This window comes from Pseudomonas nunensis (assembly GCF_024296925.1).
Classification (GTDB): domain Bacteria; phylum Pseudomonadota; class Gammaproteobacteria; order Pseudomonadales; family Pseudomonadaceae; genus Aquipseudomonas; species Aquipseudomonas nunensis.
On the sequence record NZ_CP101125.1, the window covers coordinates 1,321,172 to 1,347,506 of the forward strand.

The following is a 26,335-nucleotide window of genomic DNA, read 5'->3' on the forward strand; positions in this document are numbered from 1 at the left end:
GTCACTGCACCCCCGCGAGTTTGCGCAAGGCGCTCATCTGCTGGTTGTCCAGCGGCTTGGCGGCAACTTCCCACCAGGTGTTCAGGCCTTCGTCGTAGGCCGGTTGGGTCGCCGGCATGCCGAAGCGGTTCTGATACACCGTCGGCGTGCCTTTGGAGTAGTAGTTGGGAATCATGTAGTAACCCCATTGCAGCACCCGGTCGAGGGCGCGGGCGTAATGCACCATGTCGTCGCGGGAGTTGGACTGGACCAAACCATCGATCAGCCGATCCACCGCCGGGTTGGCCAACACCATCGAATTCGAGCTGCCGACCTGTGTGGCGCTTTGCGAGGCGTAGAGGCTGTAGAGCTCGCGACCGGGGGAGACGATGGGGTCGCCGCTGCGTGGAAAACTGGTGACGATCATGTCGTAGTCCCGGGCGTTGAGACGGTTGACGTACTGCGCCGAATCGATCCGGCGCAGATTGAGGGTGATGCCGATCTGCGCCAGGGTTCGCTTGAACGGCAGCAACATGCGGTCGAAACCGCCCTGGCCGTCGAGGAAAGTAAACGCCAGCGGCTCACCGGCAGCGTTCACCAAGTGATTGTTTTTCGGGGTCCAGCCGGCCTCGGCCAATAACTGAAGGGCCTGCAATTGCTTGTCGCGGATGTAGCCGCTGCCATCGGTTTTCGGTGCCTGGTACACCTGCGTGAACACCTCGTCCGGGACCTGTCCGCGCAGGGGTTCGAGGATCTCCAACTCACGGGCGTCCGGCAGTTCGGTGGCGGCCATTTCACTTTTCGGCCAGTAGCTGTTCTGGCGTACGTAGAAGCCGCGCATCATCTGCTTGTTGGTCCACTCGAAATCCCACAGCAGGGTCAGGGCCTGGCGCACGCGACGGTCCTGGAAGATCGGGTTTTGCAGGTTGAACACAAAGCCCTGGGCGGCGGTAGGTTTGGCCGGGGCGAGGATCGACTGCTGCAAGCGGCCGTCACGCAGCGCCGGGCTGTCGTAGCCGACCACATAACCGGACGAGGAAAACTCGCGGTTGTAATCGAACGCGCCAGCCTGCAATAGCTGACGGGCGACGTCGGTGTCGCCGTAGAAATTCACGGTCAGGCTGTCGAAGTTGTAGAGGCCCCGGCTGACCGGCAAGTCCTTGCCCCACCAGTTCGGGTCGCGGGCAAAACTGATGCTGCGCCCGGCATCGACCTTGCTGACGGTGTAGGGGCCGCTGCCCAGCGGTGGCTCGAAACCGCCGCCGTTGGCGAAGTCGCGGGTTGTCCACCAGTGTTCAGGCACCACGCGCATCGTCGCCAGGTCCAGCGCCAAGGTGCGGTTGAGGTTGTTCTTGAAGTTGAAGCGCACCTGATTCGGCGCTTCGACCACCACGTCCTGGACGTCAGCGTATTGCTGGCGATAACTCAGGCTGCCCTTGGTCATCAGCAGCTCGAAGGTGTAGCGCACGTCCTCGGCGGTGATCGGCGTGTCGTCGGCGAAACGCGCCTTGGGGTTGAGGGTGAAACGCACCCACAGGCCTTCGGGGTCGCGTTCCATTTGCTGGGCGATCAGGCCATAGACTGTGTAAGGCTCGTCCAGTGAGCGGAAGGCCAAAGGTGCATAGACCCAATCGTTGACCTGCACCACCGAGATGCCTTGGTCGGCATACGGCGTGATGTAGTTGTACTGGCCGATCTCCATGGACGCGCGGCTGAGCGATCCGCCCTTGGGCGCCTTGGGATCGACGAAGTCGAAATGCTGGAAATTGGCCGGGTACTTCGGCGCCTCGCCGTACACCGTCATCGCGTAGCTGCCGCCGGCCAGCGCGGACGCCGCGTTGCAGAGCAGGGCAGCACCGAGCAGCAGACCCGCCACATTGCGCTTGAATGTCATGAAGTCTTTCCTCTAAATCCGAAAAGCCCACGGCGACAGGCGGGCCACCGTGGGGTGCGAATTCGCAATGAGGTCGGGGAAATCACAATGCCGGTCAGTCGAGCGCGAACCCTGTGGGAGCGGGCTTGCTCGCGAAGGCGCAGTGTCAGGCAACATCAATGTCGACTGACACTGCCTCTTCGCGAGCAAGCCCGCTCCCACAGGTTGCACACCTCGGCAGATCGGTATTGCGGGGAAGGCCGGAGCATTGCGCTTCCCCCCGACCGTGACTCAGAAGTGGTAGGTCATGCGCGCAAACAGCGTGCGGCCCATCGGGTCGGCATAGCGCGGGTCATAACCGCTCTGGAAGGTGTAGGCCTGGTTGGAGAACGGCGGATCGCGGTCGAACACGTTCTTCACCCCGGCATCGAGGTCCAGCACTTTGTCGAAGGTGTAGCCGGCCGACAGGTCCCACAGCGAGTACGAAGCGACGCGGTCGTAGCTGGTACGGTCGTAATCGTTGTAGCCGGTGGTGAAGCGGTTGACCAACGATGCCCGCGCCGCGCCCAGGGTCCAGGTGCCGCTCAAGGCATGCTTCCAGCGTGCGATCACACCATCGCCTTCAAAGTCGCCGACCTTGTCGGTGTACGGGCCTTTGATGGTGCTCTGGAAGTCATAGCGATCAACATAGGTGCCTTGCAACCCGAGGCCGAACTGACCGTAAGGCGTGTTCGGGAAACGGTAGTCGAGGGACACGTCGACACCGCTGGTTTTGACGATGCCCAGGTTGGCGTTGCCGGTCACGATGTAGTTCAGCGAACCGTCGGCGTTGCGCACGAAACGGTCGGCGTAGGCGCCGGATTGATCGAACACGGTGGATTCAGGGAACGGCTGGATCTGGTTGGAGATGTGAATCCACCAGAAATCCAGACCTACCGACAAATCGCGCACGGGTTGATAGACAAAGCCCAGCGTCACGTTGCGAGCTTTCTCCGGGGCCAGCTCCTGGTTGCCGCCACCCTTGGCGAGGAACTGCTGACCACAGTCGCGACCGGCATTGCCGCCCGCTTGCAACACACCGCCGGTGCACAGGACCGGGTCGTTGTAGTTGGCCTGGGTGAAGGTCAGGCTTTGTGGCGCATAAAGTTCATACAGCGACGGCGCACGGAACCCTTCGCTGTAGGCGCCACGCACCACCAGTTCCTTGAGTGGTTGATAACGGAACGAGTACTTCGGGTTGGTAGTGCTGCCAAAGTCGCTGTATTTGTCGTGACGCACCGCAGCGGACAGTTCGAGGCTGTCGAGCACTGGCACGTTGATTTCGGCATACGCCGCTTTCACGCTGCGATCACCTTCGACGCTGCCGGCCGAGTCCGCGCCGAGGCTGGAAATATCGTCGACGAACGATTCGTAGTCCTGGTGGAATTTCTCTTTGCGATATTCACCACCGAGCGCCAGGCCGGAGGGCCCCGCGCCGAACCAGTCACCGATTTCGCGGCTGACCCGACCATCGAAGCCGATCACCCGACCGACCGCCGACGTGTAGGGCCCGTGATAGGCCGCTTGATCGATGTATTCCTGCCCGGCGCTGCTTTGCGGGCCGAACGGGTTGAGCAGGCCGCTGGCCAGGCCGGCGGTCATCGCCGAGTCACTGACATAGCCGCTGGTGACACTGGAAATCACTTTGTTCTGGTTGTACGAGGCGCCCGCGTTGTAATCCCAGCCGCCCACCAGCCCGTCGAAGCTCAGGATAAAGCGCTGGGCGGTGTTCTGGTCCTTGGATTCGCGCGCGCCTGCCGCTGTTTCGCGCCAGTTCACGCCGATCGGTTGCGTGGGGTCCAGGGTGAAATCGGTCGGCCCGGGCGTGATGCCATTGCCCGGATAGTAGGGCGACGATGAATCGAGGGTCTGGCCGGTCAACGGCGCCGGGGCAACGGCGGTGGCGTTATTGTTTCGGGCCCAGAAGTATTCAAGGTTGACGTTGTGATCGTCCGCCAGTTTGCCGGTGGCCTTGCCGAAGAATGAGGTCTTCTCGGTTTGCGGAATCAAGTCGATGTAGGAGGACGTCGCGAAGCGGCACACCCCTTGGCGCGACACCAGGTTCGGGCCGTTGCAGTTACTGCTGGCCAGCGGGTTGGTGGCGTTGTCGCCCTGGCTGTAGTTGCCGGGGAATGCAGTGCCGGAGGTTTGATCGAGGCCGCGTTCAGGTCGGTAGGAGGTGGCGAAGCTGCGGTCCTTGGCCTGGAGGTTTTCCTGCTTGTTGTAGTTGAACACCCCGAGCACATTGAAGCGGTCCTGCTCAATGTCGCCAAAACCCCAACTGGCGCTCATGTCCTTGCTATTGCCGCCGCCGCTGTGGGTCGGGGTTTCGCCGCCGAGGGTCAACTGGCCGTCGGTCATGGCTTTTTTGGTGATGAAGTTGATCACGCCGCCGATGGCGTCCGTGCCGTATAGCGCCGAGGCGCCGTCGCGCAGGACCTCCACCCGGTCAATGGCCGCGAAGGGGATCAGGTTCAGATCGACCCCGGCGCCATTCGACGTGTTGGTGCCGGACAGGGCGTTGTTCGCCAGGCGTCGGCCGTTGAGCAGGATCAGCGTCTTGTTCGCGCCGATGCCGCGCATGTCGGCGTAGGAAGCGCCGCCACTGCCCGAACCGACGGAGCTGGAGCTGTTGATCACCGACTGGCTGCCCGTGACCCGTTGCAGCAACTCGGCGGTGGTGCTCACGCCCTGTTTGCGCAAGTCATCGGCGCGCAGCACGGTAATCGGCACTGCCGTTTCCGCATCGACCCGACGAATCGCCGAGCCCGTCACTTCCACCCGTTGCAGCTGCGTCGTGGCCGGTGCCACGACTGCCGCGCTGGCGGCTGAAGCGTCGCTGCCGTCCTCGGCCAGCGCTTCAGCGGCTTGCAACGATCCGGCGCCCATCCCCATGGCCACCAGGTACAACGGAACAAAACGGTGACGTTGAATCGTCGCCACCAACGGCTTGAGCGTGAAACGTGGAGTGTTCATCAGCATGGTTACTTCCGACTTTATTAGACGTTTATCGAAATGGCCTTGTGAGCCCTCATTGCTCCGGCATCGGTGGTACCGCGCGCGGAAAACCACTTTCTTCAAGCAAGCCGATCCCCTCCGAAGACGCGGCGCGTTTTTCGGTCGGCTGATTGCGACGGGATACAACGAACGGTGCCGTGCGACTCCCTTACTGCACGCTCGGCACCGAACTCAGCGGGTGGTCATCACCGATATTTTGGTAATGCCCGAGCGCTCGATCGAGGCCATGGCTTTGGCCACCTGGCCGTAATTCACGGCAGAGTCGGCTTGCAGTTGCACGCGCACCTCGCTGTCCTTGGCCTTGACCTCCTTGAGGCTGGCCTCCAGGGATTCCGGCGCCAGTTCGGTCTTGGCCAGATAGAACTTGCCGTCCTGATCGACGCTGACCACCACCGGGTCTTTCTTTTCGGCGGGCGCCACGGCGTCGGTTTTCGGCAAGTTGACCTTGATCGCATTGGTCATCAGCGGCGCGGTGACGATGAACACCACCAGCAGCACGAGCATCACGTCGACCAGCGGCGTGACGTTCATTTCGCTGAGTACTTCATCGCTGTCTTGAGTGGAAAAGGACATCAGCTGGCCTCCCGCACGGCGGCAGTGGTTTTGGCGATGGCCTGGCGGGTGATGGAAAACGCGCTGCGCGAGGCGAGGGCGTCAAAGTCGTGGGCGAAGTCGTCCATGTCGGCGGAGGCGAGTTTCAAGCGACGCAGGAAGAAGTTGTAAATCAGCACCGCCGGCACCGCGACCGCGATGCCGACACCGGTGGCGATCAAGGCGTGGCCGATGGGGCCGGCCACGGTTTCCAGGCTGGCCGAGCCGCTGGCGCCGATGCTTTGCAGGGCTTCCATGATTCCCCATACGGTGCCGAACAGGCCAATGAACGGCGCGGTGCTGCCGATACTGGCGAGAATCGCCTGACCGTTTTCCAGGGAGCGACGCTCCTTCTGGATCTGCTGGCGCAGGTTGCGTTCCAGGCGATCCGAACGGTTGATGGTGTGGGCCAGTTGCTGGGTGGTGCGCGGTGATTCATCCACCAGCAAGGCTTCGAAACCGCTGCTGGCGATCCGTGCCAGAGAACCGGGGTATTGGCTGGCGTGCTCAGCGGCGGTGAGCAGATCCGGCGCCCCCCAGAACGCTTTGCTGAACTGTTTGTTCTGGGATTTCTGCCGCAGATACTGCGCGGACTTGACCAGCAAAATTGCCCAACTGACCACGGAAAACAGCACCAGGCCCCAGAGCACGCCCGGGACAATCATCGAAGAGAGTGAATCGTTCATGGCTACACCTCGCTTGCATTAATCGGTTAGGAGTTCAGTTCGTTGCGCTGTTACTGCGGCAATTTGAAGTCGATGGTTTGGGTGGCGAAGCCGTCGATCGGGGTGTCGCCGCGTTTGGCCGGAATAAATTTCCAGGCCTTCACCGCCGCGACTGCCGCATCGTCTAGTTGCGGCTTGCCGCTGGATTTGGTCACCGTCACTGCCCCGGCGCGACCGTTGGCCAGCACCTGAATGCGCAGCACCACAGTGCCTTCCCAACTGCGACGCAAGGCCAGGGACGGGTATTCCGGTGGCGGGTTACCAAGGCTGGCCAGCCCGGAAACGGCCGCCGATTCTTTCACCGGGCCAGGCGCTGCGGCCGGCGCCGGTGGCGCACTTGGCGTCGATGGCGCGGCGGGTGCTGCCGGTTGTGCGGGGGCGGGCGGGGCTTTGGGCGGCTCGACCTTTTTCACCGGTTTAGGTTTTTCCACCGGTTTCGGTTTTTCGATCGGCTTGGGTTTCTCAACCGGTTTGGGGGGCGGCTTGACCGCGTCCTCATCCTCCACCGGCTGCTCGGGTTCCGGCGGCGGAGGCGGGGGCGGCGGTGGTTCCGGGGTGGGAGGCGCAGGTGGCGTCGGGCTGGTCAGCTCGACAGTCATTTCCGGAATCTCTGGCGGAGTCGGCAGTGGTTCGGCCTTGGCCTGCTGGAAAAACCACCAGGCACCGCCGTGTATCAGCGCCGACACCGCGACCAGCAACAGCACCTGTTGCTTGTTCAACCCACCGGGTTTCGAGGTGTTGCTTTTATAAGGACGACCGCTCGATACCGGCGGGATCGGATCATCCCGTAACGGCCCCGGCAGGGTCTTGTGCTTTACCGCATCGTTCATTAAAGCTCCCTCGGGTAGATGAAGGGCAATAAGGTGCCGTCCGAACATTGGCGCAATGTTCGAGTGTTTTATTTCAACTTTTTCAAGGGTGTGCGCAAACCGATAGTTGAACTATCCATGGAATTGGTTTGTGCAGGTTGCTGGCTCAGTGCCATCGACTTCGTGTGTTCATTCGCCTATCCCTGGATGATCTCTTATTGGGTAAGACTGCCTATGTAGCTCAGCTGTCTCATGAACGTTACATAGCAACCGCTGTGCCAAATATTGCTGTCGGGTTGGACGATTATTTCAACAGTGTTACGCATGTCGCATTTATATAAGTTTTGCGAAGTGACTCGCTTATTACTGACAAAGCCTGGCCGTTCACCTCTAAAAGCAGTGCTTTTTCAGGGGCGAGTGATGCCGCTCGCTCTGGTCCGACAATTAGCGGAGAAGAGCGGTTGCAGGCCTGTGCGTCGATGCACCCAATGGTGCGCGACGGTTTGATTTGGTGCGTGTCAGTGTTTTAGCGGGTCACAGGGGGTGTTCCTTGTTTTTGTGTAAATGAAATCGGTCGCGGCGAACAAAGTTAGTTAAACGCCCAAGAGCACTTTTGGTGCGTTTATTAAAACTAGCTGTTGCGCAGCACAGGTGTATGTAAATGGCTCTGGAAGTTATTGTCGGACAATGTCTGATTGTCGTTGGTTAACTTTCCGCGTATGTAATATTTAAAAAATAAATAGCACTGCCCTGTCGGTGAGTGCAGTCACCAACAAGGAGCGCTGTAAGGCTATTCAGGTAATAAAGTAATCGCGAAAGGTGCTGACAGGGCGGTACACAGTTACTGGGCAACGATTGGCCAGAGCAGGCCGTGGGGATATTTGAAGATTCACGCTGTGATTTCCTTATTGCCAGCCAGGATGCCCAAACTTTTGATTCGGCATCGCACCTTACAAGAACGCGGATAGCGTCCGATGTTTGCTCTTGGTGCGGGGTGGGCACCGTAAGCGCTGTTTTGCGAGGTTAGAGTTTCGCAAGCTGCAGGTGCATGGAAAACGCGTGCCAAAACGGATACAAAGCGCAGAATTTTTCTACAACGAAGGCCTAACCCCGTTTTGTAGCAGCTGTCGAGCCCCAGCGAGGCTGCGTTCGGCGGCGAAGCCGTCGCAAATCCTGCGCACGCGGTTTACCTGAAACACCGAGTCGCTTGATTTCACGACGGCTTCGCCGCCGAACGCAGCCTCGCTGGGGCTCGACAGCTGCTACACGGGGGTTATGGGGAGGCCGGGTGGTCTCGTTCGATCAGCGATAAATATTGTTCAAGCGTGCCGTTGTTCAACGGCTTGATCAGGATGTCCACGGTATGGGTCAGGCGGCCCATCTCGATCCCTTCGCGGGTTCTGACGTCAGCAAAACCGAGCCCACGCCAGAAGCGCCCGGCCTTCACGTTGCTTTGCACCACGCACAGGCGCAGCCAATCAGCGCCCTGGGCACGGGCCCAGGTTTCGAAGTCGTGATACAGCGTCTGCGCCAGACCGGAACCGTGAAGGTCATTGGCTATGATGTACAAACCGATGTGCCAGACCTTCGGCGCCAGCAAGTCCGAGACGAACTGCAACGCCGCCACCAACGGGCGACCATCGGCCTGATAGCCCAGCATCCAGTTTTTGCTGAAGCTCCACCCCGGTGGCAACTCTCCAAGCAGTTCTTCGTGCGCCTTGTCAGGGCCAGCGGGTTCGCCTTCCACGATCAGAAAGTAATCCGGATTGGCCTCGAAAAAACCTTGCAGGTGCGCGGCATCTTCGGTGGTCAGTTCGCGGGTGCTGATGCCCGTGAGGGAACAGACCGGAAGTGTCGACATCTTTCGCTCCTGACCTTTACGCGCGACGACGCACAAACTTGCGCCACAACCAGACCCACAACATCAACAGCGGGAAGGCCAGGATCAGGAACGGCAGCGCGTAACTGCCTTTCTCCAGTGCATCGACGGCGCCATCGGCCAGGTTGTCCAGCAAGTTGCTGAACGCCTGGCTCAGGTGCGACGAGCGACTGCTGGCGCCGGTTGGCTGGAACGACAGGGTGACGCGATTGGTGTCGATTCGGCGCTGATGTCCGGCGGCGACCTGGGCCAGGGCTTGCAGGTCGTTCTCGATGCCGGCCTGTTCTTTGCTCAGGGCGATCAAGTCAGTGACGCTGATGTCCCGGCGGCTCGCGAGTTGGTCCAGGCGTTGTTGCTGGGCCTTGAGGCGTTCCTGGCGGCGACGGGTGTCATCCACCGCATCAGCGAGGTCTTCGGCAGAGGTGACGCGCTGACCCATCTCACCGCCCTCGGCGGCCATGGCGACCAACGGCTCGACGCCGGCGGGGGCGATGCGCAAGGTGATTTCGGCGCGGCCGGCGCCTTGTTCGATGCGCAACACGTTACAGGCGCCGAAGCGCGCGGTTTCACAGGCTTCGCGGGTGGCCTGCAAGCGCGGCACGATTTGCGCTTGGGGCAGCAATAACTGCACATCATGCTCATAGGCGAGCATCGCGCCGCCACGTCCTTGTTCACCGGCTAGACTGGCCGATGATGACCGGTCGCTCGGCGAGCAGCCGCTCAGGGCCAGGCAGGCCAGTACAAACCAATAGACGCGAGGCATTGAGGCAGGTTTGCCATCCGGTTGGCGCATGTTCTTTCCTTGAAGTGTGCAGCGGAACGTCAACAGTGCGCCCCGCAATGGCGCATCTTACCTGCATCAATCGGCCAAATGGCAGGGAACATGCCGCCGTGGCCAATCGTCTACCGACTGACTGTTTGTTCGCCGGGAGGGCGCGACATGTATCAGCTTTACGGACATCCGAATTCCGGCGCGGCGGCGATCGAAGCGGCCCTTGAACTCTGTGCGATTCCTTATCGCTTCATCGACGTGGCCGCGTCTGCCGAGGCCGAGCGTGCGCTGGAAAAACTCAACCCGCTCAAGCAGATTCCGGCCCTGGAACTGCCCGACGGCAGCATTCTCACCGAAAGCGCGGCGATCCTGATTCACCTGGGGCTGACCTTTCCCTCGTCGGGCCTGCTGCCGGACGACCCGATAGAGCGGGATCAAGCCATTCGTGGCCTGGTCTACATCGTCAGCAATTGCTACTCGGCCATCGGCATCATCGACTACCCCGAGCGCTGGTTGCTCAAGGCGGATGAGGCGTCCAGGGAAAACCTGATGGCCGGCGCCCGCAAGCGTTTGCACTGGAGTTGGGAGGTGTTTGCCGATGAATTTTCCGGCGAGCTGTACCTGGGCGAAGAGACGCCGGGGGCGCTGGATGTGCTGGCAGCGGTGGTATCGCGCTGGGCCGGCAGCCGCGAGCATCTGCGCAATGCCCGACCCGGGTTTTATGCGTGGCTGACACGCATCGACCGGCATCCGACATTGGCACCGGTCTTCGCCCGGCATTGGCCAACCTGAGCACACCACAAACCAAATGTGGGAGCGGGCTTGCTCGCGAAGACGGTGTGTCAGTCACCACATGTATGACTGATATACCGCCTTCGCGAGCAAGCCCGCTCCCACAAGGGGATCTCGATTGTTCTGAAGTCACTCGCCGCGAATGTACTGCTCCAGCTGCCGAATCAATTCCGCCTGCTCGGCAATCGCTTCCTTCACAAGGTCGCCAATCGACAGCAAACCGATCAACTGGCCGTTTTCTACCACTGGCAAATGGCGCAGGCGCTTGTCCGACATGATGCCCATGCAGGTTTCGACAGTTTGATGGGTGTCCACGGTAATCACTTCCTGCACCATGATTTCACTGACCGGCGTGCCGACCGATGAGCGCCCCTTGAGCACCAGTTTGCGCGCATAGTCCCGCTCGCTGATGATGCCCACGACTCTGCCATCCTTGAGCACCGGCAGCGCACCGACGTTTTTCGCGGCCATGACCATCAGTGCTTCCAGCACCATTTGATGTGGCGCGATGGTATGGACTTCGTGGTTTTCGTTGGCCTTTAACTTGAGCAGTTGGGCGACGGTTTTCATGGCGGTTTCTCTGGTGTTGTCGTTGTCCTTGAAGAATCGTAGACGCAAGCGTTCAGGGCAAGGGAGAAAGCGGCAGATAACACGCAAAAAACGTCATTCGGCGGTTTTTATCGGATAAACCTCGCGAACCAGGTCGATAAACGCGCGCAGACCGGCGGGAACGTGGCGATTGGCCGGGTAATACAGGCACAGGCCGGGGTAGGGCGGCAGCCAGTCTTGCAGCACCGGAATCAGCCGGCCAGCGGCCAGATGCCCGGCAATCTAGTGTTCGCTGGTACAGGCCAGCCCAATGCCTTGAAGCGCGGCGTCGACGATCAGTTGATGGCTGTCGAGGGTCAGCGGGCCATTGACGTCGATGATCTGCTGATGCCCGCGCTTTTCGAATTCCCAGCGGTATAGCGCGCCACTGGCAAATCGCGTGCGAATGCAGTTGTGCCCGGCCAGGTCTGCCGGTGAACGCGGTTTGCCGTGGCGCGCGAAATAGTCGGGCGAACCGACCACCGCAAATTGCAGCGGCGGGCTACAAGGCACGGCGATCATGTCCAGCGGCACGCTGTCGGCCAGGCGGATACCGGCGTCGAAGCCGTCGGCGACGATGTCCACCAGTGCGGTGTCGGTGACGATGTCCAGGCGCATGTCCGGGTAACGCTTAAGGAATTCCACCACCACCGAGGTCATGATCATCTGCACCGCGCCTTCGGTGGCATTGATGCGCAAAGTGCCGCTCGGGGTGTCGCGAAACTGGTTCACCGCCTCCATCGCCGCCGAGATCTCGTGCAACGCCGGCCGCACCCGGGCCAGAAACTGCTCGCCGGCCTCCGACAGCGACACGCTGCGGGTGGTGCGATTGAACAGCCGCACGCCCATGCGCTGCTCCAGCGCGGCAATGGCATGGCTCATGGCCGAGGGCGACATGCCCAGTTCATCCGCAGCGCGGCGGAAACTGCGGTGGGTCGAAACGGCGACCACCGCGTTGAGTTCCAGCAAACCCATCTTTTGCATTGTGCTGATTCCTGCATCAGTTCATCCCATATTAGCCCGATTGTTTGAAGGATGGCTGGCGCTTACTTTGGCCCTGACTCACCACTAAACCCCTGTGGGAGCGGGCTTGCTCGCGAATGCGGTGTATCAGTCAATAAATGTGGCGACTGACCCACCGCATTCGCGAGCAAGCCCGCTCCCACAGGGGGTACTCCATCTAATCGGGAATTTTGCAATGACCCAGACTGTTTTGATCACCGGCGCTTCCACAGGCTTCGGCCAATCCGCCGCGCAATTGTTCGCAGCCCAGGGCTGGAACGTCATCGCCAGCATGCGCAACCCTTCCGCCGGCGCAGCACTGGCGACCCTCGACAACGTGCTGGTCACCCGCCTCGACGTCCAGGACCCGGCCAGCATCGACACCGCGATAGCGGCAGGGATCGAGCGTTTCGGCCAGATCGATGTGCTGGTCAACAACGCCGGTTTCGGTCTGTTCGGCGTGTTCGAAGGCACTTCCCGGGAGAAAATCCGCGAGCAGTTCGACGTCAATGTTTTCGGTGTGATGGACGTGACCCGGGCGCTCCTGCCGCATTTCCGCCAACGCCAGGCCGGTGTGATCATCAATGTCAGTTCCGGCGCCGGGGTGTTCGGCTTGCCAATGATTTCCGCCTACAACGCCAGCAAATTTGCGCTGGAAGGGTTTTCCGAATCGCTGTCCTATGAACTGGCGTCGCAGAACATCTCGGTGAAAATCGTCGAGCCGGGCGGGGTGGTCAGCACCGGGTTCGGTTCGCGCTCGGCCACTGAGGCCGCACAACTCACCACGCCGAAGGAATACGACGCGTTTGTCGACGCGGCGATGAAGGCTTTTGAAGGATTGCGCGGGGAACGCCTGGCCACTTCCGAGGACGTGGCGCAGGTGATTGTTGATGCGGCGAGTGACGGGACGGATCGCTTGCGCTACTTGGCGACGCAGGATATTGAGCCGTTGGTGAGGGCTCGGCGGGAAACGTCGGAGAGGGAATACATGGCGATGATGCGCGGGAAGTTTGCCACTCCAGACCAATAACCGGGCGGCTTTATGTAGCAGCTGCCGAGCCCGCGAGGCTGCGTTCGGCTGCGAAGCAGTCGTAAAATCAGGCTACTCGGTCTTCAGGTCAACCGCATGGGCGAGGACTTCGTCCTCGAACGCAGCCTCGCGGGCTCGGCAGCTGCTACAGGAGGTGTCATCGAAGGCATTGTCGTGAGCGCTATCCCCCGCGATCGCGCGTAGAATTGCGCCCTGAATCAGTTTCGAGGTTGCAGTGGTGGATTTACAGCAGGGCTTCGTCCTGACCCGGCATTGGCGCGATACCCCAGCCGGCACGGAAGTCGAGTTCTGGCTGGCGACCGATGCCGGTCCCCGGCGTATCCGCCTGCCTTATCAACCGTCGGTAGCGTTTATCCCGGCCGAGCAGCGCGAGCAGGCCGAAAGCGTGTTGCGCGGGGAAAAGAACGTCGAGTTGCGGCCCCTGGCTCTGCTGGACTTCGAACATCGCCCGGTGCTCGGCCTGTATTGCCAGCAGCACGGTCAATTGATGCGTCTGGAAACCGCGCTACGCAAGGCTGGCGTCGAGATGTTCGAGGGCGACGTGCGTCCGCCGGAACGCTACATGATGGAGCGTTTCATCACCGCGCCCGTGCAATTCGGCGGCACGCCGAACGCCGACGGCCTGCTGCTCGACGCGCAAATGAAACCCGCCCCCGGTTACCGGCCAAACCTGCGACTGGTGTCCCTCGACATCGAAACCACGGCTCAAGGCGAACTGTATTCCATCGCGCTGGAAGGCTGCGGCGAGCGGCAGGTGTACATGCTCGGTCCGCCCAACGGTGACGCCAGTGCCGTGGATTTCCAACTCGAATACTGCGATTCCCGAACCCTGCTGCTGAAAAAACTCAACGAGTGGTTCGCCCGACACGACCCCGACGCGATCATTGGCTGGAACGTCGTGCAGTTCGATCTACGGGTCCTGCACGAACACGCCCGACGCCTCGCCGTGCCACTGAAATTGGGGCGTGGTGGCGAAGAGATGCAGTGGCGCGAGCACGGCAGCCGTAACCATTATTTCGCAGCCGCCGCCGGGCGCCTGATCATCGACGGCATCGAATCCCTGCGTTCAGCGACCTGGAGCTTCCCGTCGTTCAGCCTGGAAAACGTCGCGCAAACCCTGCTCGGCGAAGGCAAGGCAATCAGCACGCCGTACCAGCGCATGGACGAAATCAACCGCATGTTCGCCGAGGACAAACCGGCGCTGGCCACCTACAACCTCAAGGACTGCGAACTGGTGACACGGATCTTCGCCAAGACCGAGTTGCTGACCTTCCTGCTGGAGCGAGCCAGCGTCACCGGATTGCCGGCGGATCGCAGCGGCGGCTCGGTGGCGGCGTTCACGCATTTGTATATGCCGCTGATGCACCGCCAGGGCTTCGTCGCACCGAACCTCGGCGGCAAGCCACCGCAGGCGAGCCCTGGTGGATTCGTGATGGATTCACAACCGGGCCTGTACGAGTCGGTGCTGGTGCTCGATTACAAAAGCCTTTATCCATCGATCATCCGCACCTTCCTGATTGACCCGGTCGGGCTGATCGAAGGCCTCAAACACCCCGACGACAACGAGTCGGTGCCAGGCTTTCGCGGCGCACGGTTTTCCCGCACAAAACATTGCCTGCCGGCCATCGTCGCCCGGGTCGCCGACGGCCGCGAAACCGCCAAGCGTGAACACAATGCGCCGCTGTCCCAGGCCCTGAAAATCATCATGAACGCCTTTTACGGTGTGCTCGGTTCCAGCGGTTGCCGGTTTTTCGATACGCGGCTGGCGTCATCGATCACCCTGCGCGGCCACGAGATCATGCTGCGCACCCGCCAGTTGATCGAAGCCCAGGGCCACGCGGTGATTTATGGCGATACCGACTCGACTTTCGTCTGGCTGCGTCGTGCTCACGGTCAGGAAGAGGCGGCGCAGATCGGCCGCGCCCTGGTGGATCACGTCAACCAATGGTGGCGCGAGCATGTGCAGCAGGAATATGGGCTGGAAAGTGCGCTGGAGTTGCAGTTCGAAACCCACTACAAACGCTTCCTGATGCCGACCATTCGCGGCGCCGAGGAGGGCAGCAAGAAGCGTTATGCCGGACTGGTCACCCGCGCCGATGGCACCGACGAAATGATCTACAAAGGCCTGGAAACCGTGCGTACCGATTGGTCGCTGCTGGCCCGGCAATTTCAGCAGGAGTTGTATTCGCGGATCTTCCATCGCCAGCCGTATCAGGACTATGTGCGCGATTACGTGCGCAAGACCCTGGCCGGGGAATTCGATGATCGCCTGGTCTATCGCAAGCGTCTGCGCCGCACCCTCGACGACTATGAGCGCAACGTACCGCCCCATGTGCGGGCGGCGCGGATGGCCGATGCCTACAACGATCAGCAGGGCCGGCCCCGGCAATACCAGAACGGTGGCTGGATCAGCTACGTGATTACCGTTTCCGGGCCGGAGCCGCTGGAAATCCGTAGCGCGCCGATCGATTACGACCACTACGTCACCCGGCAACTGCAACCGGTGGCCGATGCGATCCTGCCTTTTGTCGATGACGACTTTTCAACTCTGATTGGTGGGCAACTGGGCTTGTTTTAGGTCCAGCAGCGACAGCGTCCAGTCATCCTGTATGCCGTGGAAATAGTGGTCCAGCGCCTGATGGAACAGACTGCCGTCGGCGGCAACCTGGGCGAACAGGGTCATCGATGAGTGAAACTTGAGGTCATCGGGATGACCGAAAATCTCGGCGATCGAGCGGTTTCTCAGGTTCAGTACTAGCTGAGTGCAGGCGCGCAAACGTGGGCCCAATAGTGGGTGATTCAGGTACGCCGTCGCTTCGTCGGCGCAGCTGATGGCGAAGTGGCGGGACATTTCGCTGCCGCCGAGCCCGGCAATCTGCGGGAAGATAAACCACATCCAGTGCCGGCGCTTCTGGCCGGCGCGCAGTTCCTCCTGGACTCTGTCGAACACTGGGTCCTGTGCCTGGACAAAGCGTGGCAGATTGAACGCGTCGAGCGGATCGGTACTTCTCATTCCGAAGCCCTCTACAAGTCGCGATGGCTCAGACCATGGCCAATCGCTGCTTACGTTGTGGCGCGCGAAACGCTTGGTCCAGCGCCTCCAGATCCGTAGCCTCCAGCTGCAATTGCGCGGCTTGCGCATTGAGCGTCACGTGCTCGGGTCGGACCGCTTTAGGGATGGCGATGACACTGTCCTGACGCAGTATCCATGCCAGTGCTACCTGAGCCGGTGTCACCTCGTGACGGGTGGCCACCTGCTTGAGCGTCGAGTTGACCAGCATATGCCCACCTTGACCGATGGGACAGTAGGCCATGACCGGCATTTGCTGTTGCTGGCACCAGGGCAGCAGGTCGAATTCGATGCCGCGTTCTTCCAGGTTATACAGCACTTGATTGGTGGCGCAGGCCGGTGTGGCCAGTTCCTGCAGGTCATCGACGTCGAAATTGGACACGCCCCAACGACCGATCTTGCCCTCTGCGCGCAGGCGTTCGAAGGCTTCGACGGTTTCTTCCAGGGGATATTGGCCACGCCAGTGCAGCAGGTACAAATCGATGTGATCGGTGTTCAAGCGCCGCAGGCTGCGCTCGCAGGCCTGGGGGATGCCTTTGCGGCTGGCGTTGTGCGGGTAGACCTTGCTGACCAGGAAGACCTGATCGCGCAGACCGGCGATGGCTTCACCCACCACCTCTTCGGCACCACCCTCGGCATACATTTCGGCGCTGTCGATCAGGGTCATGCCCAACTCAATGCCCTGACGCAGGGCCGCGACTTCATTACGGTGCGCCGAGCGATCCTCACCCATGCGCCAAGTGCCCTGGCCGATGATCGGTACCTGAACGCCAGCCAGTTCAAGGGTCCGCATAAAACCTCCTTTCTTCAACGCGATCGATACTACTGTGGGCAGCAGAATAGCGTTTGGGTTCCCCAGTGGGGGCGAGCCAGAAATTTGGATACGACGCGATCCCTTGTGGGAGCGGGCTTGCTCGCGAATGCGGCCTTCCAGTCAATAGAGATGTCGCCTGACACTCCGCTATCGCGAGCAAGCTCGCTCCCACAGTGGTTTTGTGTGGAACCAGGAATTTGCATACGACGTGAACCCTTGTGGGAGCGGGCTTGCTCGCGAATGCGGCCTTCCAGTCAATAGAGATGTCGCCTGACACTCCGCTATCGCGAGCAAGCTCGCTCCCACAGTGGTTTTGTGTGGAATCGGGGATTTGTATACGACGCGATCCCTTGTGGGAGCGAGCTTGCTCGCGATGGCGGCCTTCCAGTCAGGAGAGATATCGACTGACACACCGTCTTCGCGAGCAAGCCCGCTCCCACAAGGATTGCGGTAATGCACGGATACGCGGTTTCACACAAAACAACTGTAGGAGCGAAGCTTGCTCGCGAAAGCGGTGGGTCAGCCAATACAGATGTCGACTGAACCACCGCCTTCGCGAGCAAGCCCGCTCCCACAGGGTTTTGCGTCTACCGGCGTTACTCGGCGGAGAACTTGAACACTGTGTGTTGGGTGTACGCCTTGCCCGGATCAAGGCGCGTTGAAGGGAAGTTCGGCTGGTTCGGCGAGTCCGGGTAATGCTGGGTTTCCAGGGTAAACGCGCCCCAGTGCGAGTAAACCTTGCCGCCCTTGCCCTTGACCGTGCCGTCGAGGAAGTTGCTGGTATAGAACTGCACACCCGGCTCGCTGGTGTAGAGCTGCAAGCGGCGGCCGGTCTGCGGATCGCTGACATCGGCGGCGAGTTTTTTCACGTCACCCTTGGCGTCCAGTGCCCAGTTGAAGTCGAAACCACCCTGTTTCGGCTCGGCGAATTTCAGCTGTGGGTGGTCGGCCTTGATGCTTTTACCGATGGCGGTGGGTTGGGTGAAGTCCATCGGCGTGCCGGTCACTGGCGCCAGTTCACCGGTGGGAATCAGTGTGCCGTCGATCGGCGTGTAATGGCTGGCGTGTAAAGTGGCGAGCTGTTTCAACACGTCGCCATTACCCGCGCCGGCCAGGTTGAAATAACTGTGGTTGGTCAGGTTCAGCACCGTGGGTTTGTCGGTGCTGGCCTTGTACTCGATGCGCAGTTCGTTGTTCTCGGTGAGGCTATAAGTCACCTCGGTTTTCATGTTGCCGGGGAAGCCCATTTCGCCATCCTTCGACAGGTAGGTCAGAGTCACGCCCACCGAGTCCTTGCCTTTGCTCGGTTCGGCTTTCCACACGTGCTTGTCGAAACCCTGGGCGCCGCCGTGCAGCGAATTAGGGCCGTCGTTTTTCGGCACTTGATAGCGTTTGCCATCCAGTTCAAACGCACCACCGGCCAGGCGATTGCCGAAGCGGCCGATGGTCGCGCCGAAGTACGCAGTGCCGGCCTGATAACCCTGAACGTCATCGAAACCGAGGACGATGTCGTCGACCTTGCCGTTCTTGTCCGGCACCTTCAGCGATTGCAACGTGGCGCCGTAGGTAATGACCGTGGCTTGCAGGCCATGGCTGTTGCGCAGGATGTATTGCTCGACGGGCGTGCCGTCATTGGTCTTGCCGAAAGCTTTGTGTTCGCTGGACAGGCCAGCGGCGTGGGCGGGAAGGGTGGCGATCATCAGGGACAGTCCGAGGCCGGAGAGCAGGTAGCGGGATTGAAGCATGGTTGATCTTCCTTTTTGTTGTTTTGATCAGTAGTCATACTAAATATCGACTGGAAGGAAATTTATAGCTGATTAATCGATTAATTCCACTATAAAGTCCGACTAAATGCTTACCGTAGAAAAACCGGTGATCGGTCCGGCGCTCTCGACACTGCACTTTTTTGGATTAACCGGCTCTATCCATGGCCAGGCTGCGGCGACTCCCGCCGCACAGGAATGTGTCAGCCCGAGAACCCATGGCTCGAGTGTTACCCCGCCTCCAAACCCGAATTCGCCTGCTGTTGTGCTTGTCGCTGCTCTTCGCCAGCGGTTGCAGCCAACAGCAGGGCAGTGACGTCATCAGCCAGTTTCGCGAAGGCAAACCCCAGGAATTCCTTCAGACCAGCGTTGATCGCATGGCCACGTTGTCGATGCACGACAACCTGGAAAGCCTCTATCTGCTGATGAGCAAGCTCTACCTGCGCAACCCCCAGGAGCTGAAGAAATCCGGCTTCCTCGACGCCCGCACCGCCGAAAAGCAAGTGCGCGAGGCCATCGAAATGCAGCAACCGCTGCCGACCCTCGGCGGCAAAAAAGACCTGGCAGCGTTGAGCTATGCCATGAGCCCGGAGTTTCTGGGGGATCGGGTCGGCGCCTTCATCTATGCCATCGGCAGCATGCTGGTCACCGCCCACGGCAATCGGCTGGAGTTCTACATGACCGATGCTATCAACCCGGTGTTCGTCAGCAACGCCGCGCGCAACATCGAAAAAGCCACGTGGATCCTCAGCCAGCGGCAAAACAAGAACGGCGAGCCGTTGCTGTTCTCCAACGAAATATCGGAGGAGGGCAGCAACCTGAGTTTCGCGGTGGAGTTCGGCAAGATCGTGGCGCGCCTGGATTTGCTGACGCAGATGCTCGATGAGCGCTATCGGCGGATCGGTTTGAATTATGCGCAGAGCCTGTTGTTCCTGAATTTCCTGCCCGTCCAGTAACGCGCATCGAATGTGCACACATCACTGTGGGAGCGGGCTTGCTCGCGAAGGCGGTGTGTCAGTCACCCCATGCATTGACTGACACGCCGCCTTCGCGAGCAAGCCCGCTCCCACAAGGGGAATGTGGTGTGTCAGGGGGGGATCGAGGAATAACGATAGACCGTATCGATATAAGTGGTTATAAGAAAAATCGCTATGCTGCGGGCCAGTTTTTTCATGCGTTTTTTGTGGGCGTGTTAATGGATTTCGGTAATTTCGGGTTAGTCGTTGCAGGCTTGGTGGTGGGCTTTATCGTCGGGATGACCGGCGTGGGCGGCGGATCGCTGATGACGCCGATCCTGTTGTGGTTCGGCGTCAACCCGGCGACTGCGGTGGGCACGGACCTGCTGTACGCGGCCATTACCAAATCCAGCGGCGTGCTGGTGCATCGCAAGAACAAGAACATCGATTGGGCGATCACCGGTTGGCTGACCCTCGGCAGCGTGCCGGCCGTGGCCATGACGCTGTGGTTCCTGAGCAGCCTGCACACCGCGCCCGAGGCGATGAACGCCATCATCAAACAAGCCCTGGGCTTCGTGCTGTTTGCCACGGCCCTGGCAATTTTCTTCAAGAAGCGCCTGCTCGACTTCGCGCACAAACGCGCCGGCGGCAACTACAACCCCAGCGGCACGCGTTTGAACGTAATGACAGTTATTACCGGTCTGGTGCTCGGCACCATGGTCGCCCTGACTTCCATCGGTGCCGGCGCGCTGGGCACCGTCGCACTGTTTATCCTCTATCCGCTGCTGCCGACCCGCCGCCTCGTCGGTACGGAAATCGCCCACGCCGTGCCGCTGACCCTGGTCGCCGGCCTTGGCCATGCAAGCATGGGCAACATGGATTGGCATGTGCTGGGTTTCCTGCTGATTGGTTCGCTGCCGGGGATCTGGCTGGGCAGCCACCTGACCGGACGCATCTCCGACGAACTGCTGCGGCCTTGCCTGGCGACGATGCTGGTGTTGATCGGTTACAAACTCGCGTTTTGATTCCCCCAATCTGACTGATTCAATCCTGACCTGTGGGAGCGGGCTTGCTCGCGAAGGCGGTGGGTCAGTCACCAGATGTACTGACTGACAGACCGCCTTCGCGAGCAAGCCCGCTCCCACAGGGGGATTGTGGTGTTCAGTCGTTCGTACAGTCCCGCAAACAAACCACTTCTCGCCCTCTATAGATGCTACGGTGAAGAGCCACCCTTTCATTCCTTCGCGAATGACCTGTCGGCATTCCCTGATGATCGACAAGCAAGAGGTGACATGTGCACGGGTTAATCGACGTGGCTGAGCGTCAAATCCACACAGCCGGGTATTGCCTCGACGCCTTGTCGTGACCGTCCCGCCCAAGAGCCTGCCGCTGATTCTCAGTGAGCTGCGCATCGCGACCACCCAGCAACATCAACTGCTGGAAAAACGCATTCCTTTTTTTACCTCCGACCAAGCGCTCTACACCCGCTTGATCGAAGCGTATTACGGCTTTTATCGGCCACTGGAAGCAATGTTGTTCCAGATGGCGATGACCATTCCCGATCTGGATTGGCTGATTCGCAGCAAAACCCCATCCCTGGAAGCCGACCTGTACGCGTTAGGCCTGGATGCGGAAGCCATCAAGGCGATTCCCCTGTGCCGGTTCGGCCTGCAAATCCGCTCGGCGGCGGATGTGCTGGGCGTGTTGTACGTGCTTGAGGGCGCGACACTGGGCGGGCAATCCATGCGCAACGGTTTGTACGCGCGCCTGGGTATCGATGAACACCAGGGTGGTCGCTTTTTCGCGGTGTACGGTACCTCGACCCTGGTGATGTGGCGAGGTTTTCTGGCGTGCCTGTATGAGGTGCGCGAACCGGCCGAACGGGCGCAATCGGTGGTGGCCGCCGAGGCAACCTTCAAGGCCTTCGAGAACTGGCTTGAACGTTGCGGGGTGCTGCAATGAACCGGCTGAGCGCCGAGCAACTCGACGCCGCGCTCGCTCAGTGTGCCAATGAGCCGATCCGCATTCCGGGTTCGATCCAGCCTCACGGCGTGTTGCTGACCCTGAGCGAGCCGGATTTGATCATCGGCCAGATCAGTAGCAACTGTGCGGCGATGTTCGGGCATTCGGTCGAGGCGTTGTTGCAACAACCGTTGTCGACGCTGATCGGCGCGATGGCGATGGAGCAAGTCCGCGAGGCATTGCTGCCGGCGGAACTGGAAGACGCCAATCCGTTGGTGCTTGAGATTGGCGGCCAACGCTTCAATGGCTCGCTCAGCCGTCATGACGCCGTGATCATTCTAGAGCTGGAACCGTGGCGGGAAGCCGTCCAGGACAACACTGTCATTCTGCTGCGCGCCTTGCGCCGGATGCAGGCGGCCGCCACATTGCAGGACCTGTACACCGTCAGTGTCGAAGAGATCCGCCACCTGACCGGCTTCGACCGCGTGATGATTTACCGCTTCGAACCGGCCGGTCATGGCCAGGTGATCGGCGAAGCATTGGGCGGCCAGTTGCCGGGTTATCTCGGCCAGTGTTTTCCCGCCTCGGACATTCCGCCCCAGGCCCGGGAGCTGTATCGCCTGAACTGGATCCGGGTGATTCCCGATGCACGCTATGTGCCGGTGCCGATCCTGCCGGTGCTGCGTCCCGACACCGGACAGTCGCTGGACTTGGGCTTCTCGATGTTGCGCAGCGTGTCGCCGGTGCACTGCCAGTACCTCGACAACATGGGCGTGCGCGCTTCCATGAGCCTGTCGCTGCTGGAACAGGATCGGCTCTGGGGCCTGATCACCTGCGCGCATCACCAGCCGCTGCTGGTCAGCCATCCGGTGCGCACCATGTGCGCCGCGATTGCCCAGTTGCTCAGCGTGCAGATCACTGCGCTGCAAACCCGCGACCTGCAGACTGAACGCGAGCAGAAGTCGCTGCTGATCAATCAACTGACTGCGGCGATGCGCGAGGCGAAGCACGATGTGCTGGACGGTCTGGCCAATCATCCGCAACAACTGTTGAGCCTGACCGGGGCCAGTGGTGTGGCGCTGTTGATCGAGGATCGCTTGCAGCTGATCGGCCAATGCCCGACGGAGGAACAAGTGCGCGCGTTGTACCTGTGGGTGCGTGAGCAATGCCTCGACAGCGGCGAGTTGCTGATGACCGATCATCTGCAAAGCCTGCACGGCGTCAGCGCCACTTACAGCGATGTCGCCAGCGGTCTGCTGGCGTTCGTACTGCCCAAACCGGTGGACAACGCGGTGATCTGGTTTGGCGCGCAACTACGTTCGAGCATGAAATGGAGCGGCAATCCCGACGAGCATTTCGTCGCTGGCACTGACGCCAGCCAACGCTTGCAACCGCGCAAATCTTTCGAGGTGTGGGAGCAACAGGTTGAGGGCAGGGCACGACCGTGGAGTGCCGCCGATGCCTACGCCGCCCTGCAATTGCGTCGCGGTGCCATCGAAGACGACCTGGCTCGCCAGGTGCGCCGCGAACATGAAGCGGTTCGGGTGCGCGATGAACTGGTGGCGGTGGTGTCCCATGACCTGCGCAACCCGATGACGATCATCATCATGCAATGCGGAATGATGCAGCGCCTGGTGTCCCGGGAAGAAGGCAAGCACACGTTACGCATGAGTGCCGCGCTGGGCACCATGGAAGAAGCCACCGAGCGCATGAACGCACTGATCGCCGATTTGCTCGACAAGTCGAAACTGGACGCCGGGCAATACCCGTTGGACTGCAAGCCGCTGGATGTTGTCGAGTTGCTTGAGCAAGCGTGCGGGTTGCTGGTGACCCTGACCGCGCACAAGGGCATCGAGCTCAACTGCACCAGCGCCGCCGGCATGAGCATCGACGCCGACCCGCAGCGGCTGTTCCAGGTGTTGTCGAACCTGCTGGGCAACGCCATTAAATTCACCCCGGTCGGCGGGCGCATCGACCTTAAAGCCTGGCGGGCGGACGACAAGGTGATGATTTCGGTAAGCGACAATGGCGGCGGTATCCACGCCGTGCAGTTGCCGCATATCTTCGAGCGCTACTGGTCGGTGCGCGAAGGCAACCCCAACGGCAGCGGTCTGGGGTTGTACATCTGCCGCAGTATCGTCCAGGCCCATGGCGGCGAGTTGTGGGCGGAAAGTGAGCCGGGTGTCGGCAGCGTGTTTACCTTTTCTCTGCCGGCAATCGCTTAGGGCCGGGTCATGATCTCCAGCAGATGCCCGTCCGGGTCATCGAAATACACGCGCCGCCCACCGCCATAGGCGTTGATCTCATTCGGCCGCTGCTTGCCCGGGTCGGCCCACCACGGTTGCTTGCGCGCTTGCAGACGGGCGAAGGCCTGGTCGAAATCGTCGTCGCCGATCAGGAACGCATAGTGTTGGGAGGCGATCGGCGGGTCGTTGTCGTAGAAGTCCAGCGACACATCGTTGTCGAGCTTGACGATCAACATCGGCCCGAACGGCTCGGGGCTCGGCAGACCGAGAATCTCGGCGAGATAATGGGCCGAGACCTGCTTGTCGCGGCACCAGACGATGGTGTGGTTAAGCTGAGCGCTCATTGAGAGGTCCTCATGGCGGATCAATCAAGATTAGCCCAGGAGGACCAAATCACCGCAATCCCCTGTGGGAGCGGGCTTGCTCGCGAAAGCGGTGGTTCAGTCAATATCCATGTCGCCTGACACGACGCCTTCGCGAGCAAGCCCGCTCCCACAGGGGGTTATGCATTCGCTTGAAAGACTCATCAGCTGTTGCGCAATGCCGCCCCTGACCTAAGCTTTGGCCTAAGCGAAACATATTCGTGGATCGTCACCCGGAACGATCGACGCGATGCGCAATCATTAGAGCGTGGATATCAAAAGGAGATGCGCATGCTCATCAGGTCTTTGACCCTGACAACCTTGCTGGCGCTTGCCGGCCCCTTGCTCGCCGCTGACGGCGATTCACCTCTGGATATCGACAAGGGCAGGGCCCGACCGTTGATCGTGATCACGTCCAGTACGATCGACCCGGTGTGGCTGGGCCTGAAAAAGTCGTTCGACGATCCGGCCAACAAGCAGGGCGTCGCCCAGCGCAATATCAAGGTCTACAGCGTGCTCAACATGTCCGGCCAACTCGACGGCAAGGACATGGGGCAGCAAGACACCATGGCGCTGATCCGTTCGCTGAAACTCGGCGCGGGTGCATTGCCCAAAGTCATCTTGCTGGGCAAGGACGGCGAGAAGAAACTCGAAAGTTCGGGGGATGAATCCAAGGCGGTCGATCTGAAGAAAATCTTCGACACCATTGACGCCCTGCCACCGGAAGAGAAGGAAATCGCAGCGCCAACTCCGCCACCAGCGGCTACGGAACCGGCAGCGACACCTGCAAAAGGTGCCAAGGGCACAAAACCGGGTAAACCAGCCAAGCCTGCCAAACCACCTGAAATGCCGGATGACTAAACAATCGAATCCCTGAACACGCATTCCCTGTGGGAGCGGGCTTGCTCGCGAAGGCGGTGTGTCAGTCAATATGCATGTCGACTGACACTCTGCTTTCGCGAGCAAGCCCGCTCCCACACTCGATCTCCAGTGGACACAGCATTCGAGGCCAACCCAAATTCCCTGTAGGAGCGAAGCTTGCTCGCGAAGATGGCGATACATTCAATATCCATGTTGACTGACACACCGTCTTCGCGAGCAGGCTCGCTCCCACAGGTTTTGTGACGGTCCGGTCAGGCGATGGTGTCCACAACTCCGCCGTCTACCCGCAGCGCCGCGCCGGTCGTGGCCGATGCCTGGGGCGATACCACATACACCACCAGATTCGCCACTTCCTCCATGCTCGCCGCCCGCTGGATGATCGACGTTGGGCGGTTGGCCATGACAAAGTCCGCCGCGACTTTCTCGATCGGTTCGCCAGACTTTTGCTGCTCATCCTTGAGCATGTCTTGCAGCCCCTCGGACAACGTCGGCCCCGGCAGCACCGCATTCACCGTGACTCCGGTGCCGGCCATGCGCTTGGCCAGGCCACGGGAAATCGACAGGTTGGAGGTCTTGGTAAAACCGTAATGAATCATGTCCGCCGGAATGTTCAGCGCCGACTCGGACGAGATGAACACCACCCGACCCCAGCCGTTTTTGGCCATGCCTTCAAGGTAGGCACGGGACAGCCGCACGCCGGACATGACGTTCACTTCGAAGAACTTTTCCCAGACCTCGTCTTCAGTTTCGAAGAAATCCTGCGGACCGTAGATCCCGACGTTATTCACCAGGATATCGACTTGGGGCAGGGCCGCGACCATGGCTTTGCAGCCTTGCGCGGTGCCGGCATCGGCGGCGATCCCGCGTACATTGGCAGAGGGCAGCAAGTGTTTGAGCTGGGTGACGGCAGCGTCTACTGCGTCCTGCTTGCGGCCGTTGAGCACCACCTCGGCGCCGGACAGGGCCAGGCCTTTGGCGATGGCGAAACCGATGCCTTGGGTCGAGCCGGTGACGAGGGCAGTTTTGCCGGATAGATCGATGTTCATAGGGGATCACTCTCTTGAAGGGGGAGGTAAGAGGGATGACTGCGCGGGTCTTAGCCTAGTTCAAGACATTGCTTCGGCCACAGGATGGTGCGGTGCTGATAAAGCGATTGTCAGCG

The 26,335-nt window shown here is 60.5% G+C and carries 22 protein-coding genes and 2 pseudogenes; 9 read left to right on the forward strand and 15 right to left on the reverse strand.

Going from position 1 to position 26,335, the window contains the following annotated elements:
• Position 1: 1 nt before the first annotated feature.
• From NK667_RS05850 to NK667_RS05880, 7 genes are all read right to left on the reverse strand, one after another.
• Positions 2-1,873, reverse strand: coding sequence for an extracellular solute-binding protein (locus NK667_RS05850; RefSeq protein WP_054617293.1), 1,872 nt, complete (start codon positions 1,871-1,873; stop codon positions 2-4).
• Positions 1,874-2,143: 270 nt separating this feature from the next.
• Entirely contained in the window at positions 2,144-4,873 is a 2,730-nt protein-coding gene (locus tag NK667_RS05855) for a TonB-dependent receptor (protein ID WP_054617292.1), read from the reverse strand.
• A gap of 207 nt (positions 4,874-5,080) precedes the next feature.
• Positions 5,081-5,482 carry an ExbD/TolR family protein gene (locus tag NK667_RS05860; protein ID WP_054050660.1) on the reverse strand — a complete coding sequence of 134 codons (402 nt, stop codon included), beginning with the start codon at positions 5,480-5,482 and terminating at the stop codon, positions 5,081-5,083.
• Positions 5,482-6,186, reverse strand: a complete 705-nt coding sequence (locus NK667_RS05865; protein ID WP_054050662.1) for a MotA/TolQ/ExbB proton channel family protein — start codon at positions 6,184-6,186, stop codon at positions 5,482-5,484. Before NK667_RS05865 ends, NK667_RS05860 begins: the two co-directional genes overlap by 1 nt.
• A 50-nt stretch (positions 6,187-6,236) precedes the next feature.
• Positions 6,237-7,055: a TonB family protein gene (locus NK667_RS05870; RefSeq protein WP_054050664.1), complete on the reverse strand. Its 819-nt coding sequence runs from the start codon at positions 7,053-7,055 to the stop codon at positions 6,237-6,239.
• Between the two features lie 1,252 nt (positions 7,056-8,307).
• Entirely contained in the window at positions 8,308-8,895 is a 588-nt protein-coding gene (locus NK667_RS05875) for a GNAT family N-acetyltransferase (RefSeq protein WP_054617291.1), read from the reverse strand.
• 16 nt (positions 8,896-8,911) lie between these two features.
• A complete protein-coding gene (locus NK667_RS05880) occupies positions 8,912-9,706 on the reverse strand; it encodes a DUF4349 domain-containing protein (protein WP_054617290.1) in 795 nt (264 codons plus the stop codon).
• A 147-nt stretch (positions 9,707-9,853) separates the two neighbouring features.
• Here NK667_RS05880 and NK667_RS05885 point away from each other — a divergent pair, with 147 nt between their 5' ends.
• Positions 9,854-10,477, forward strand: coding sequence for a glutathione S-transferase (locus NK667_RS05885; protein ID WP_054050669.1), 624 nt, complete (start codon positions 9,854-9,856; stop codon positions 10,475-10,477).
• A gap of 129 nt (positions 10,478-10,606) precedes the next feature.
• Here NK667_RS05885 and NK667_RS05890 read toward each other — a convergent pair whose 3' ends face one another.
• The 3 genes from NK667_RS05890 to NK667_RS05895 all read right to left on the reverse strand — a co-directional run bounded on the left by NK667_RS05890 (position 10,607) and on the right by NK667_RS05895 (position 12,049).
• Entirely contained in the window at positions 10,607-11,047 is a 441-nt protein-coding gene (locus NK667_RS05890) for a CBS domain-containing protein (RefSeq protein ID WP_054053921.1), read from the reverse strand.
• A 93-nt stretch (positions 11,048-11,140) separates the two neighbouring features.
• Positions 11,141-11,272, reverse strand: a complete 132-nt coding sequence (locus NK667_RS32625; protein ID WP_330220024.1) for a hypothetical protein — start codon at positions 11,270-11,272, stop codon at positions 11,141-11,143.
• A gap of 36 nt (positions 11,273-11,308) precedes the next feature.
• Positions 11,309-12,049 carry a LysR family transcriptional regulator gene (locus NK667_RS05895; RefSeq protein WP_330220023.1) on the reverse strand — a complete coding sequence of 247 codons (741 nt, stop codon included), beginning with the start codon at positions 12,047-12,049 and terminating at the stop codon, positions 11,309-11,311.
• Between the two features lie 214 nt (positions 12,050-12,263).
• On the opposite strand from NK667_RS05895, the gene NK667_RS05900 reads away from it, so the two are divergent.
• Together NK667_RS05900 and NK667_RS05905 are read left to right on the forward strand one after the other, a co-directional pair.
• Entirely contained in the window at positions 12,264-13,097 is an 834-nt protein-coding gene (locus NK667_RS05900; protein ID WP_054617289.1) for an SDR family oxidoreductase, read from the forward strand.
• Positions 13,098-13,335: 238 nt separating this feature from the next.
• Entirely contained in the window at positions 13,336-15,696 is a 2,361-nt protein-coding gene (locus tag NK667_RS05905; RefSeq protein WP_161807690.1) for a DNA polymerase II, read from the forward strand.
• Here the strand turns inward: NK667_RS05905 and NK667_RS05910 are convergent.
• The 3 genes from NK667_RS05910 to NK667_RS05920 form a co-directional block, all read right to left on the reverse strand.
• A complete protein-coding gene (locus NK667_RS05910; RefSeq protein WP_054617287.1) occupies positions 15,661-16,131 on the reverse strand; it encodes a DUF1810 domain-containing protein in 471 nt (156 codons plus the stop codon). The genes NK667_RS05905 and NK667_RS05910 overlap by 36 nt on opposite strands.
• A 28-nt stretch (positions 16,132-16,159) precedes the next feature.
• On the reverse strand, positions 16,160-16,981 hold the full coding sequence (locus NK667_RS05915; RefSeq protein WP_054617286.1) for an aldo/keto reductase: 822 nt from the start codon (positions 16,979-16,981) through the stop codon (positions 16,160-16,162).
• A gap of 617 nt (positions 16,982-17,598) precedes the next feature.
• A complete protein-coding gene (locus tag NK667_RS05920) occupies positions 17,599-18,747 on the reverse strand; it encodes an aldose epimerase family protein (RefSeq protein WP_054617285.1) in 1,149 nt (382 codons plus the stop codon).
• A gap of 236 nt (positions 18,748-18,983) precedes the next feature.
• Between NK667_RS05920 and NK667_RS05925 the strand changes: the two genes are divergently transcribed.
• The 5 genes and pseudogenes from NK667_RS05925 to NK667_RS32785 all read left to right on the forward strand — a co-directional run.
• Positions 18,984-19,721, forward strand: a complete 738-nt coding sequence (locus NK667_RS05925) for a hypothetical protein (RefSeq protein WP_054617284.1) — start codon at positions 18,984-18,986, stop codon at positions 19,719-19,721.
• A gap of 239 nt (positions 19,722-19,960) precedes the next feature.
• Positions 19,961-20,746, forward strand: a complete 786-nt coding sequence (locus NK667_RS05930) for a sulfite exporter TauE/SafE family protein (RefSeq protein WP_054053906.1) — start codon at positions 19,961-19,963, stop codon at positions 20,744-20,746.
• Positions 20,747-21,083: 337 nt separating this feature from the next.
• On the forward strand, positions 21,084-21,683 hold the full coding sequence (locus NK667_RS05935; RefSeq protein WP_063869709.1) for a biliverdin-producing heme oxygenase: 600 nt from the start codon (positions 21,084-21,086) through the stop codon (positions 21,681-21,683).
• Positions 21,680-22,588, forward strand: a pseudogene (locus NK667_RS32780) (GAF domain-containing protein); the annotation flags it as partial. The gene NK667_RS05935 and the pseudogene NK667_RS32780, both read left to right, overlap by 4 nt.
• An 84-nt stretch (positions 22,589-22,672) precedes the next feature.
• Positions 22,673-23,908: pseudogene (locus tag NK667_RS32785) on the forward strand (ATP-binding protein); the annotation flags it as partial.
• Here the strand turns inward: NK667_RS32785 and NK667_RS05945 are convergent.
• Complete coding sequence (locus NK667_RS05945; protein ID WP_054617282.1) at positions 23,905-24,273, reverse strand: VOC family protein; 369 nt, start codon at positions 24,271-24,273, stop codon at positions 23,905-23,907. The pseudogene NK667_RS32785 and the gene NK667_RS05945 overlap by 4 nt on opposite strands.
• 309 nt (positions 24,274-24,582) lie before the next feature.
• Between NK667_RS05945 and NK667_RS05950 the strand changes: the two genes are divergently transcribed.
• A complete protein-coding gene (locus NK667_RS05950) occupies positions 24,583-25,152 on the forward strand; it encodes a DUF4174 domain-containing protein (protein ID WP_054053900.1) in 570 nt (189 codons plus the stop codon).
• 272 nt (positions 25,153-25,424) lie between these two features.
• Here the strand turns inward: NK667_RS05950 and NK667_RS05955 are convergent, their stop codons facing one another.
• A complete protein-coding gene (locus tag NK667_RS05955) occupies positions 25,425-26,219 on the reverse strand; it encodes an SDR family NAD(P)-dependent oxidoreductase (protein ID WP_054617281.1) in 795 nt (264 codons plus the stop codon).
• Between the last annotated feature and the right edge of the window lie 116 nt (positions 26,220-26,335).